The organism is Streptomyces griseus subsp. griseus (assembly GCF_000720255.1).
Classification (GTDB): Bacteria; Actinomycetota; Actinomycetes; order Streptomycetales; family Streptomycetaceae; genus Streptomyces; species Streptomyces griseus_I.
In genome coordinates this window covers 1-12031 of record NZ_JOJE01000078.1, presented here as the reverse complement: position 1 = coordinate 12031, position 12031 = coordinate 1, and the positions used below count along the sequence as shown (strand labels likewise).

Genomic DNA, 12031 nt, shown 5'->3' with positions numbered 1-12031 from the left:
GCCCTCGAACGCGACATCCGCAGCCGGCTCGCCGACTGGAACGAACACCCCAGGCCGTTCATCTGGACGAAGACCGCCGACGAGATCCTCGACAAAGTAACCGCCTACTGCCGACAAATCTCCGACTCAGGTCACTAGCCCACCACCGCGGCCAGCCCTCCCCGGTCGCCGGCCGAGGCGGGAAATGGGAGATCCACCACAACCCCCACGACGTCCGCCAGATCTGGATCCGCCTGCCCGACGGTGAGCTCACTGAGATTCCGTGGATCCACCGCGACCACGTCCACCAGCCGTTCAACGACCACACCTGGCAGCACAGCAGAACACTCGCCCTGCACGACAACCACTTCCACGTCCCGGCGCAGTGTCGCACCTGATGCGAGCAGGACCGGCAGGCACTGGGGATCGTCCCCCAGCGCGGACATCACCAGATTGACGTCATCGTGACGGTGAAGATGACGCTGGAACACGAATGCCCCCATTGAAGCAGCAGACCCCGACCGTGGCTCCCCGCACGGAGGCGGAGCGCAGTTCCTTCATCCTGCACCAGGGCTCGGACATCCGGCCCCCAATCTGGTGAGTTGCCCAACTTAGTGCCATACGGAGAGGTTGCCCCCTGCGGGGCCTGCTGCATGCGGTGGCGGCGCCTTCAGCAGATCCGCTCAGGAGAGGGAGGAGGGCCTGCGGGGCGCGGGAAGCGCGGTCAGCAGTTCCCACAGGGGCCGGCCTTGCGACGCCCAGGATCCCAGCAGCTGGCGGTCGACGAGGTGGAGGCGCTGCTGACGAGCGAAGGCGCGGCCGGGCTGGGTGATCCTGCCGTTGGTCAGCATCACCACTACGTCGGCCCGGTGAACCGGGCGGCCCGTGCCGTTGAGGACCTGCAGCTCCGGGGTGCCCACGGCGGCGCCGCGCTCCCCACCGCGGCGATGTTTGCACTGGATCACCCAGCGGCGCCCCAGCGGGTCGGTCGCCTTCACATCCGCACCCAGGTCTCCCTGCCCGCCGACCTGGATTGCATCCGTGCAGCCGTCCCGGAGCATCAGGTCCCGCACGGCGAACTCGAACTGGCGGTGGGAGAGAGCGTCCAGCTGGGCCAGGCCGTAGCGCAGAGCGCGCGCCCGGGCCTGTTCCCAGCGCATGCGCTCCGCCCGCCGGCGCCACCACACGATGCCGACCGGGACGGCGACAACAGCCGCCACGAGCAGCAACCACCAGCGCACCAGCAGCCAGTGGACCACCGCTACCACGAGAGCGATCGCCCCTGCCGCGATCACCGCCACCAGAACGAACTGGATGTCGTCCTGCTGCTTGCGACGCGACCGACGGACGGGCCTGCGCCGGGTCACCGTCCGCTCCCCAGGCGTGAGAAGTCGATCGGGTACGACACGGTCGGCGTGGGCACAGCCCTGCGGGGCGCGTGGGTGTCGAACCTGATCGGGTACGACACGGTCGGGCTCGGCACCGCACGACCCTGCTCCCCGGTAACGGGACGGTCGTAGCGGACCGGGTAGGAGACCCGTGGCTGGGGCCGGGTACCGGATGCGTCACCGGCGTCCGCGCTGTTGCCGTACCCAAGCACCACCAGCGCAGCGAAGGCGAAGATGGTCAGTTCCCGGCGCGCACCCGGCGCCCACCGGGTATGTCCGCGCACCGGCGTCCCGTCAGAGCGCACGTATGGCCGCACGAACGGCATGTGGTCCCCCCAGATTGTCGTCACGTCCCCTGTCGCACACCATGCTGGTGGCCGCCACTGACAACGACACATCCGAACGCGTCCAACTACGCTTATTTCAGGGCCAGTTCACGCCACCCGTACGCGGTGTCGGTCGCCGAGCGGCACCCCGGCCGCTTGCGCCCGCAGGGCCGGCCCGTCCCTCCCGGTTCTCCCTCGAAGGCGGCTTTGACCAGAGAAGAAGGCGGCCGGGACCAGTCCATAAGGTGTGCAGGGAACGATAGCGCCGCGGCCGGTCACACCGACCGGCAGTGGCGGATTGCGCCATTTTCCGGTGTTGCCCGTGGGGATGTCACGATGCAGGCTCCCCGTTCTGTCGAGCAGCGGGGCAGTTGCCCCAGATCCTCACGGCACGATGGTTCGACGAAGAACATCGAGTCCGTCCAGGTCGGCGACGAGCGCTGGCCGCGGACCCTGTTGCAGAGCAATCAAGACCACGCAAGGCCGCGGACCTGATCGTCGCCGAGGACGACACGTACTTCACCGAGCTTCTCCTCCTCACGCCCCGCGGTGGGGAGAACTGACGGCCGCCGAAGGAGCGCGACGCCACGGCGCGGCCGAGCCCGTCGAGAGGGGATCGGTGCCGGTCCGCCGGCCGTGCTGCCTGTCCTGTCAATCTGTCTGGGCGCCGGGGGCCTGCAGTCGAGATCCGGGTGCAGTGCCAGAGGCGGGTCGATGACGTTCACGCGGGGGTTGCCTCGGTGGCGGTAGGCGATCCTGACCGTGTAGCGCCTGCTGACTGGGGTGACGCCCTGCCCCAGCTGATCGTCGGCAAAGACACCACCCGAGCCGCCGACCACCTCACCCCCAGCCGGGGCCGACCGCGGCGACCAGTAGGCCGCCCAGTGAGGCGCCCGCGATCATCGCGCTGCTGCCCGCGATCCGGCAGAGCGCGAGGGCGGCGCGGCGGGACTCGGCCGGCACGGCCTGGGGCAGCAGCGCCTGGGCGGCGGGCTGGTAGCACGAACTTGACGCCCCGTTGACCGCGGCGAGCACCATGAGCAGGGGGACGGCGGCGCTGTGGGTGAGGACCAGGGCGGCGACCACCGCCTGGCTCGCGGCGCTGACCACGCTGCTGCCGGCCAGCAGCGGACCGCGCGGCAGCCGGTCCGCCAACACCCCGCCCCACGGCAGGAAGAGGATGCTGGTGAGGGAGTGGGCGCCGACCACCACCCGAGCGAGCCGACCGAGCCAGTGGCATCGAGCATGGCGAAGGCCAGGGCGATCGGTGCCACCGCGTTGCCGAGCAGGTTGGCCGTCGTGCCGATGAAGAGGTGACGGAAGGGACGGTGACACAGGGGCGCCAGGGCGGCAGAGATGCGCCTGATCGTCGGGACTGGGCGGCGCGCCCGTCAACGGACTATATGGGGGCGGTGGCGGGCCGTGAACGCACCCACCTCGTCGCCCTGGTCCGTGCCGGAGCCCGCTTCGAGCGCGGCCACCTCGCCGAACGCTTTGAGAGCCATGAGAGCCATGCGGCCTGAACGATCTCAATTGATCCACGGGTGAGGGCTCCTGCCCTGCTCAGCGCGGCTGCAGGCCGGCGCGTGGGGCCGATGAGTTTGCCGGTTGGCTGAAGTCTTCCTTGTGACATCTCCCCGTCCCGTCGGCGGATCGGGAAACGCCGATGGCGGTGTCATGGAGGAGAGGTGGAGGCCAGGATGAACAATCCGATTCGGCTGTACATGTCGATGTCGCTCGACGGCTATATCGCCGGGCCGGACGATCGGCCGGGGCAGGAGCTCGGACGCGACGGTGGACGGCTCTTCAACTGGCTCGACGACCGGGAGGTCGACGGTCCCAGCGGGCAGGTTTATCGCGAGGCGCTGGCGACCGGCGCGGTGGTCTGCGGCCGTCGCACCTTCGAACTCGCCGGGCGCTGGCAGGGCGACCATCACGACGGCGTGCCGATCTTCGTACTCACCCACCAGGTGGATGACGGGGACGTGCCACCGGGCCACGCGCGTTTCGTCACCGATGTCGAGGACTGCGCCCGTCGGGCTCGCGCAGCCGCAGGGGACCGGCCGGTCATGGTCCACGGGGCGGGGGCGGCCCAAGCACTTCTGCGAGCCGGGCAGGTGGACGAGATGGAGATCCACCTGGTTCCGGTCCTCCTCGGGGACGGCCGACGGCTGTTCGCCCACCTGGGTGGCGATCACATCGAACTCGACCTCGTCCGACGGCTCGAGGACCGAGACGTCACCCATCTGCGCTACCGGGTGCACCGACCCGAAGAGGCCGCGTGAAGACGCTCTTCGTTTCCTACCGCGTCACCGACCTGGACCGCTCGCTCGGTTTCTACACCGCCTTGGGCTACGCCGAACTGGGCAGGGTCGAGGTCGGCGACGGGGCTCGCCTGGTGATCCTCAAGTTTCCCGACGAACCGGCGGCCTCGCTCGAACTGGTCCACCGCCCCGGCGACGGACCGGTCGACGTGGGCAGCGGTTTCGACCACCTCGCGATCCAAGTGGACAGGCTTGCCCCCACCCTGGAGACGCTGACCGAAGCCGGCGTGAGTTGCGAACCCCTCCAGTACCCTGGCGGCCCTCATGGCCCGAAGACGTCGTGGCTCACGGACCCGGACGGTTACCGGATCGAGCTGGTGGAGTGGCCGTCCGGACATCCCGACGGCATCACTGCAGCAGACTTCGCCTGAGGCAGCCACGGTCTTCGGCGCGACTGCGGCGCAACGCCAGGAGACATCCCGCCCCATCCGCAGGTCTTGACGATTACTCGCGCCGGCATCGGCGGATGGGCAAGCCTCCTCCCAGATACCGGCCGAGAGGACTGTAATGGCCCGCGACGAAGCCCTCGATAGGCTCAGACACATCGCGCGTGCGAGGGCATTTCGTAGGCACGTCGGGTCTGACCGGCTCATTCAGGCAGGGCTGGACGCGCTGATCGCTGGAGTTGAGAGCCCATCCCTCGCCACAAGGGAGCTGGACATGGCGCTCCAGCTGGTCGACACCCTCAGCGGGCGGTGGGAGCCGGCCCGGTATCACGACACGTTCCAGGAGAAGGTGCGCGAGGTGGTGCGGGCCAAGGCCGACGGCAAGGAGATCACGTCGGAGGAGGAGCCGCCGGCGGCCACCCATGCCGTCGACCTGATGGAGGTCCTCCAGGGCAGCATCGCCAAGGCCCGCGGGGGCGGGGCCAAGGCGGCCGCCGCACCGCGGCAGGAGAAGCCGGGCCCTGTCCGCAAAGCGGCGCGGAAGGCCCCCGCGAAGGCGGCGAAGAAGCCCCAGGCGAAGGCGGCGAGGAAGAGCGCCGCCAGGAGGGCGCCGCCGAAGACGGCCCGTGCCTCGGCCGCATCCCGCAGCCGGCGTGGTGCGGGAAAGATCGAGCTGCGGCAGTTGAGCAAGGCGGAGCTGTACCAGAAGGCCGCCGAGCAGAACGTCACGGGCCGCTCCAAGATGAGCCGCGAGCAATATGAGCCGCGAGCAACTCGTCGACGCACTCGCCCGCGCCGGGCGCCGACGCGAGCGGCTCGGCCCCCCGCCCCTGGTGACCCGGCCTGGCCGCCCCGCCGCGCGCCCGTGGGTGAGCTTGTGCCAGGACAGTGCCGTCCACGACGATATGAAAGCTGTTTTCCAGGGCATAGCGGCCCAGATCACCGATCAGGTGCTCGATGAGCGCGTCGGCGAGCGGGCCGGTGCGCATCGTCCACCGGATCCAGTCGGGCCGTATCCGCCACCGTGCTTCTCAGCGACAGCGCCTCCGGCGGGCTTTGCGAGGTCTTGTCCGGTCTTCACATCGACCCCGGTCTCAGCTGGCTCATGCCGCTCTTCCCCGGGCCGCATGAGCCAGCTGAGGGCACCGGGAACCGGGCACGATTCCTGGACCGCTCGCGACGTGGCCGTGGGCGGTCGAAGTACGCGTCAGCTGCTCCGGAGACCGACTGCCAGCGTCAGTTCAAGGACCCGGTGTGGCGATGCGAGATCCGGAAACAGTTCCCGTAGCTGCGACATCCGGTACCGGACTGTCTGGGGATGGACGAACAGCGCCGCCGCCACCTCCTCCCGCCTGCCCTGGTGCAGAAGCCACGCCCGCAACGTCTCCTCCAGCCGCTGTGCGGTCGCGACAGGCAAGGTCCGCAACGGTGCGAGGGCTCGTGCACGCAGGTCTGCGAACGCGTCCCCGTCGGCGCTCAGCACCAGCTCGGGCAGGTGTTCATCGGTGTCGCGAATATCAGAGGAGAGGGATCGCGCGCGTACGGCTCGTGCGTACGAGGCGGACGCATCAGTCCATGGCCGGGCCGGGCCGACCACGGCAGTGCGGTCGGTCAGCTGCCGCAGGAGATGTGATCGGTCGGCATCGGGGACGAGCAGCACACCTGTGGCGTCCGGCAGGTCGTCGAGGACGAGGGTGCTCGGGTCGAGCACGCGGTAGGCAGGCCGGGCCTGGGCGGCGGGCAGCAGGACCGCGGTCAGCGAAACCGGAGGCTGCCACCCGGCCCGTTGAGCAGAGGCCAGCAGCACGTTGGGGCTCGCGCCGGCGAGGAGGTCGCGGGCCAGGTGTTCCAGGTGGCGCTCGTGGGCCCGGCCCCGGGCGGCCAGTTCGTCGGCGTGGCCCGCGGCGCTCGCGGCGGAGAGCTCGTCGATGTAGGCGAAGGTCAGCTCGGCGAACTTGGCGACCTCGGCGGCGGGCAGACCTGCGGGTACGGCACCCGCTGCCAGGCATCGCCAGGCCACGCGGGCGCCGACGCGGTAGGCGCTGAGCAGGGCGTCCATCGACCGCCCGTCGCGCACCTCGCCGCGGCCCAGCTCGTAGGCTGCGTCACCGGCGTCGCCGCCCGTGGCGTTCCCGCTCGCGAGGTCCAGGTAGTGCCCCAGGGCGGTGCGGACGGCTCGGCGGATGGTGCCGCCCATGCGGCCCGAAAGGGCGCCTGCGTAGGTAGGGACCTCGTCGATGATCGCTTGGACGACCTCGTCGGCGGTGGACTTCAGCGCGGCCCGAAGCGCCGTGACCGTCGTCTCATTCAGGGCCAGTTCGCTGGCCCTCTGGATTGCATGGTTCACGTTTTTGTTCCCTGCGAACAATTCAGCCGACCAGATTTACGTCCTGCGGTCAGGACTTTACTCCTTGAGGCGCAGCAAGCTGGAGTCATGACGAGTGCAGCCCTCCGCAGCAGGGCGTGGAAACTGCTGGAGATGGTCACGACGCCGCTGCTGCCGTCGGACTACCTCGACCTGGTCAGCCCGCTGCGCGCGGGCGCTGACCTGCGCGGGCGCATCGAGGCCGTGCACCCCGAGACGGGTGACGCCGCGACCATCGTGATCAGGCCGGGACGGGGCTGGCGCGGCCACTCGGCCGGTCAGTACGTGCGGATCGGGGTCGATGTCGACGGGGTGCGCCTGTGGCGTGCCTACTCCATCACCTCGCCGACGAACCGCCAGGACGGCCGCGTCACGATCACCGTGAAGGCGATCCCGGACGGCAAGGTCAGCAACCACCTGGTCCGCAAGGTGAAACCGGGCACGCTGATCCAGCTCGACCAGGCGACCGGTGACTTCGTGCTGCCGCAGGCCAAACCCGCCAAGGTGCTCTACCTGACGGCCGGCAGCGGCATCACGCCTGTGATGGGCATGCTGCGCGACATCGAGCTCGACGACGTCGTCATGGTCCACTGCGCGCCACAGCCGCACGACGTGATCTTCCGCAACGATCTGCACGACCTGGTCGCGGACAAGAAGCTGCGGCTCACCGAGGTGCACACCGCCACAGACGGCATGCTCGACATCGCCCGTCTCGACGAACTCGTGCCCGACTGGGCCGAGCGCGAGACCTGGGCTTGCGGGCCCGCGGGCTTGCTCGACGCCGCCGAAAAGCACTGGGCCGGGCACGGCATCCCAGAGCGCCTGCACACCGAACGCTTCCGCCCCAGCATTGTCGTCGCCGGTGACGGTGGCGGTGGCGAGGTCACGTTCAGCACCACCGGCACGACCGTCGACGCGGACGGCGCCACGCCGTTGCTGGACATCGGCGAGCAGGCCGGCGTGCTCATGCCGTCCGGGTGCCGCATGGGCATCTGCTTCGGCTGCGTCACGCCGCTCAAGGCGGGCGCCGTCCGCGACCTGCGCACCGGCGAGATCACCGAGGCCGAGCCGGGCGTCCTCATCCAGACCTGCGTGTCCGCCGCGGCGGGCCCCTGCGACATCGAACGGTAGGAGCATCTTGACCGCCATCGACCCCACCGCCCACCTGAGCGCGCAGCAGATCGAGGAGCTCGGCCGCGAGCTGGACGCGATCCGCGACGAGGTGATCGCCGGCCGCGGCGAGAAGGACGCCGCCTACATCCGCAAGGTCATCTCGGCGCAGCGCACGCTCGAGCTGGTCAGCCGGGGCGTGCTGCTGTTCTCGCTCTTCCCGCCCGCGTGGCTGATCGGCACCGCCGGTCTGTCCGTGGCGAAGATCATGGACAACATGGAGATCGGCCACAACATCCTGCACGGCCAGTGGGACTGGATGCGGGACCCGAAGATCCACTCCACCACCTGGGAATGGGATCACGTCTCGCCGGCCGACCAGTGGAAGCACTCGCACAACGAGCTGCACCACACCTACACCAACGTGATCGGCAAGGACAACGACCTCGGCTACGGCATCATGCGCGTCGACGAGGACCAGAAGTGGCACCCGTTCCACCTCGGCCAGCCGCTGTGGAACTTCCTCAACGCCTGCTTCTTCGAGTACGGCATCGCCGCCTACGACCTGGAGCTCGGCAAGAACCTGCACAAGCGCCGCCGCAAGAACCCGGAGTTCCGCGCGCGGGCCAAGGCCGTGGGCCGCAAGATCCGCAAGCAGGTGCTCAAGGACTACGTGATCCACCCGCTGCTGTCGGGCCCGTCGTTCCTGCCCACGCTCGCCGCCACGTTCACCGCGAACCTGGTCCGCAACATCTGGTCCCACTCGGTGATCATGTGCGGGCACTTCCCCGAGGGCGTGCAGGTCTTCGAGCGCCGGTCGATCAAGGGCGAGACGCGCGGCCAGTGGTACCTGCGCCAGATGATGGGCTCGGCGAACATCAGCGGCAGCAGGGCCATGCACTTCATGACCGGCAACCTGTCGCACCAGATCGAGCACCACCTGTTCCCGGACCTGCCGAGCAACCGGTACGCCGAGGTCGCGGTGAAGGTGCGCGCACTGTTCGAAAAGTACGAGCTGGAGTACGTCACCGGGCCACTCCCCCAGCAGGTGTTCTCCGCGTGGCGCAAGGTCTTCCGGCTCTCGCTGCCGAACAAGAAGCCCGAGGTCAAAACGCCGGACCGCGAGCAGGAGCTCGTCGCCGCCTGATTCTTGGTATTGGTTTCAGATCTCCCGGCCGACCGGCGGCACCGCCGGGTCCGGTGAGATCCGTCGCGGACGGTGGGCGACCGCGACATCCAACCGTACGAGACAGGATCCGCGCCAGCCCAGGGTCCGGCTGCGCTGCCTGGACCTGCGACAGGAGCTCAGCACACAGCCCCCGGCGAGGTGTTGCAGTGCGCTGCCTGCCATGGTCGGGTCGGCAGCCGGGGGCCACGCGCACTCGGTTTGCCGACGGGCGGACTGGGTGGAAGGCATGGGCTGTGACGCGGACACCGCCAAAACCGATGCTCGCCGCCCCCGGGTCCGACCCCGCGCTGCTCGCGGGGCGGGCAGGTGAGCCGAAGTGATGGCTGCCGTGCCCAGCTCTCCACGCACGCGGGCGTCCGGGTGCTGCCGCGCTCCGGGCGCGGCGCGCACATGACGGCCTCGTTCGCGAAGGTTGCGGCCGGGGCCGCGCAGTTGTCGGATACGACCGCGCTGGACGGCGGTGCGGCCTGCCGGTATGTCTCACCGATCTGGTGTCGCACTGCGGCGCGGCTTCATTTGGTCAGCCGTTGACTAATGCGGGAAGCGGCGGGGCGGGCGAGTCACTACGGATTCGCGGAACTCGGCGATCCTTGAATGGACTTGGCGCATCAGATGGGTGTCCTCGATCCGATCCAAGTAGAGGCAGCGGGCTGCCAGGCCTGGGAGGTCGAAAGCGAAGTACAGGGACATCAGCGGGTTCACGAACAACTCGCTGTCCCGGGTGCGGTCAGTGAACCGTACGTCACCGAACGAGCCGCGCACGGCTGCCGCGATGGAACCGTTCACGATGCTGGGGTGCTCCGGGGTGTGGTGCTGAGCGTGTGCCACCGCGTCAAGATAGAGAGCGCCCTCACGGGTGGCGCGCGGTATCGAGAACGCACCGAGGTACGCGCCGTCGCGCTCCAGCGCGGCGATATTCTCCAGAACCTGCACATGGTTCACGCCGTGGTAAGCGTCTACACCGAAGCCGACCGACACGACGAGCCGGGTCGGTATGCCGTTCAGCGCGGCCAGCGCCGCCACACTGGTCAGGTCTTCCTCTGGAGTGCCGAGCCCGGCTTCGTCACCACGCATCAGAATGTCCGTACCGCCGTCGACCAGCACCACGGCGTCGACGCAGTGCAGATCGATCAGTGCTTGGTAGGCGGCGCGCAACGGGCGTACCCCGGTCCGGGGAAAGGCGTACACGGTGCACGGGTATCCGTGCCGGCTCAGCCACTGCGCGAGGATCCGCTCCGGGAAGTAGCTCTGGTGCACAGCAGAGTCGGGAGTGACGGCGGCCAGGTCCGGGGCGATCCAGTCATCGAGCGGGAGACCGGCGAGTGCGCTGAAGGACAGGTTCGCGAGGTGCACTTGCTTCCCCTGATGCAGGAGGGAAAGAGCCAACGGCAGCCCGGAGTAGATGTCGAAGCCACCACCCGCGCCCGCGACGAGGATGCGTTCGGCATCGGCGAGCCGGGAGAACAGCGGGTTGGAACAAAGGGAGGTCATGACCATCATTGTCCGAGAACCCGGCCCCGGGCGCCCCCGAGTTCCCCGCCCCGACGACACAGCCACGAAGCAACCGGTGTCCAGACCTCCCGGTCTTGACCGTCCAACGTCAGCCTGTTGCGGTACTGGCCCTGACTGGCGCCCGCTCATGAGACATCTGCAGCAGTTCGCATCATGCCGCGCCGCCGGCAGTCCCGCAGCACGTCGGCCCAGGACTCGGCGGACTTGCGGGCCCTCGCGATGGTGCGATCAGTTCCTCGGTGCCGTCCGGCCGCACCCCCCTCAGCACCAGGACGCAGGAGTGCGCCTGGCCCAGGCAGACCTTGAGGTGCACGCCGTCCGCCCACACGATCGCCCCTCCCCTGGATGCAACCAAGGCGCCAGGCGCTGCGTCGATCACTGACGGAACTGCTGACGCACGTTGATGAAGGAGTGCACGATGTTACGCACGAGCGGCCCTCTTACCTCTGCGATGAGCCGTCGCACGCTGCTTGTCGCCGGTACGGCCACCGCCACAGCCCTGCTCACGACCGCGCCCGCCCACGCGACGTACGGTGTCACCGGCCGTCTTCGCGCGCTGGAAGAGCACTACGGGGCCCGGCTGGGGGTCTACGCCCACAATGTCCGTACTGGGAAAACGATCCGGCACCGTGCCGACACGCTGTTCCCGATCTGTTCGCTGTTCAAGACGCTCGCCGCCGCGGCGGTGCTGCGCGACCTCGACCGCGACGGCGAGGTGCTGGCCCGCCGGATCCACTACACCGCGGCCGACCTGCTCGACAACTCGGACGTGACAAAAAATCACCTGGCCACAGGCATGACGATCGCCGAACTGTGCGACGCCGCAATCCGCCACAGTGACAACACGGCGGGCAATCTGCTCCTGCGCGAACTCGGCGGCCCCACCGCGATCACCTCTTTCGCCCGTTCCCTCGGTGACCCGGTGACCCGGCTGGACCGGTGGGAGACGGAGCTGAACTCGGGCGAGCCGTGGCGGATCACGGACACCACCACCCCGCACGCGATCGGCCGCACCTACGCCCGCCTCGTCCTCGGCGACGCGCTCACCCGGCCCGACCGCGCACTGCTCACCCACTGGCTACTGCACAACCAGACCAGCAACACCCGCCTGCGCGCGGGTCTGCCGTCCTCGTGGACCGTCGCGGACAAAACAGGTGGCGGTTCCTACGCCACAAACAACAACGCAGGTATCGCCTGGACGCAGGACGGCACCCCGCTGATCCTCTCCATCATGTCCCGCAAGTTCGACCAGGACGCCACACCGGAGAACAAACTGATCGCAGACACCGCAGTCGTCTTGGCCGACGTCCTGCGCTAGTGACCTGAGTCGGAGATTCGTCGGCAGTAGGCGGCTACTTTGTCGAGGATCTCGTCGGCGGTCTTCGTCCAGATGAACGGCCTGGGGTGTTCGTTCCAGTCGGCGAGCCGGCTGCGGATGTCGCGTTCGAGGGC

13 protein-coding genes and 3 pseudogenes are annotated in these 12031 nt (G+C 68.9%); 7 read left to right on the top strand and 9 right to left on the bottom strand.

Annotated elements, in window-relative coordinates; translation table 11 throughout:
- Positions 1–134 precede the first annotated feature (134 nt).
- Positions 135–326 (top strand): annotated as a pseudogene (locus IG99_RS51195) (hypothetical protein); the annotation flags it as partial.
- 336 nt (positions 327–662) lie between these two features.
- Here the strand turns inward: IG99_RS51195 and IG99_RS42400 are convergent.
- The 3 genes from IG99_RS42400 to IG99_RS42390 all read right to left on the bottom strand — a co-directional run bounded on the left by IG99_RS42400 (position 663) and on the right by IG99_RS42390 (position 2905).
- Complete coding sequence (locus IG99_RS42400; protein ID WP_037684218.1) at positions 663–1346, bottom strand: restriction endonuclease; 684 nt, start codon at positions 1344–1346, stop codon at positions 663–665.
- On the bottom strand, positions 1343–1651 hold the full coding sequence (locus IG99_RS42395) for a hypothetical protein (protein ID WP_234312161.1): 309 nt from the start codon (positions 1649–1651) through the stop codon (positions 1343–1345). Before IG99_RS42395 ends, IG99_RS42400 begins: the two co-directional genes overlap by 4 nt.
- An 882-nt stretch (positions 1652–2533) precedes the next feature.
- A complete protein-coding gene (locus IG99_RS42390) occupies positions 2534–2905 on the bottom strand; it encodes an MFS transporter (RefSeq protein ID WP_051866600.1) in 372 nt (123 codons plus the stop codon).
- A 488-nt stretch (positions 2906–3393) separates the two neighbouring features.
- On the opposite strand from IG99_RS42390, the gene IG99_RS42385 reads away from it, so the two are divergent.
- Positions 3394–3978 (top strand): dihydrofolate reductase family protein, encoded by a 585-nt coding sequence (locus IG99_RS42385; protein ID WP_037684217.1) that lies wholly within the window; start codon positions 3394–3396, stop codon positions 3976–3978.
- Positions 3975–4388 (top strand): VOC family protein, encoded by a 414-nt coding sequence (locus tag IG99_RS42380; RefSeq protein WP_037684214.1) that lies wholly within the window; start codon positions 3975–3977, stop codon positions 4386–4388. Before IG99_RS42385 ends, IG99_RS42380 begins: the two co-directional genes overlap by 4 nt.
- Positions 4389–4730: 342 nt before the next feature.
- Here IG99_RS42380 and IG99_RS49360 read toward each other — a convergent pair whose 3' ends face one another.
- The 3 genes from IG99_RS49360 to IG99_RS42365 form a co-directional block, all read right to left on the bottom strand.
- Positions 4731–5132 (bottom strand): hypothetical protein, encoded by a 402-nt coding sequence (locus tag IG99_RS49360; protein ID WP_037684213.1) that lies wholly within the window; start codon positions 5130–5132, stop codon positions 4731–4733.
- A complete protein-coding gene (locus IG99_RS49355; protein WP_037684211.1) occupies positions 5129–5392 on the bottom strand; it encodes a hypothetical protein in 264 nt (87 codons plus the stop codon). The genes IG99_RS49360 and IG99_RS49355 overlap by 4 nt, the downstream gene beginning before the upstream one ends.
- 218 nt (positions 5393–5610) lie before the next feature.
- On the bottom strand, positions 5611–6750 hold the full coding sequence (locus IG99_RS42365; RefSeq protein ID WP_037684206.1) for a PucR family transcriptional regulator: 1140 nt from the start codon (positions 6748–6750) through the stop codon (positions 5611–5613).
- A gap of 87 nt (positions 6751–6837) precedes the next feature.
- Here IG99_RS42365 and IG99_RS42360 point away from each other — a divergent pair, with 87 nt between their 5' ends.
- The 3 genes from IG99_RS42360 to IG99_RS51190 are packed head-to-tail and all read left to right on the top strand — an operon-like array spanning position 6838 to position 9377.
- Positions 6838–7899, top strand: coding sequence for a ferredoxin reductase (locus tag IG99_RS42360; RefSeq protein ID WP_037684204.1), 1062 nt, complete (start codon positions 6838–6840; stop codon positions 7897–7899).
- Positions 7900–7906: 7 nt separating this feature from the next.
- A complete protein-coding gene (locus IG99_RS42355; protein WP_037684203.1) occupies positions 7907–9025 on the top strand; it encodes a fatty acid desaturase family protein in 1119 nt (372 codons plus the stop codon).
- Positions 9026–9044: 19 nt separating this feature from the next.
- Entirely contained in the window at positions 9045–9377 is a 333-nt protein-coding gene (locus IG99_RS51190) for a DUF6207 family protein (RefSeq protein WP_324606173.1), read from the top strand.
- A 221-nt stretch (positions 9378–9598) separates the two neighbouring features.
- Here IG99_RS51190 and IG99_RS42350 read toward each other — a convergent pair whose 3' ends face one another.
- Complete coding sequence (locus IG99_RS42350) at positions 9599–10558, bottom strand: DUF1152 domain-containing protein (protein ID WP_037684222.1); 960 nt, start codon at positions 10556–10558, stop codon at positions 9599–9601.
- 173 nt (positions 10559–10731) lie between these two features.
- A pseudogene (locus IG99_RS51185) lies at positions 10732–10907 on the bottom strand (transposase); the annotation flags it as partial.
- A 123-nt stretch (positions 10908–11030) separates the two neighbouring features.
- Here IG99_RS51185 and bla point away from each other — a divergent pair.
- Positions 11031–11897, top strand: coding sequence for a class A beta-lactamase (gene bla, locus IG99_RS42345; RefSeq protein WP_234312160.1), 867 nt, complete (start codon positions 11031–11033; stop codon positions 11895–11897).
- Here the strand turns inward: bla and IG99_RS48400 are convergent.
- Positions 11894–12031 (bottom strand): annotated as a pseudogene (locus tag IG99_RS48400) (IS630 family transposase); the annotation flags it as partial. The gene bla and the pseudogene IG99_RS48400 overlap by 4 nt on opposite strands.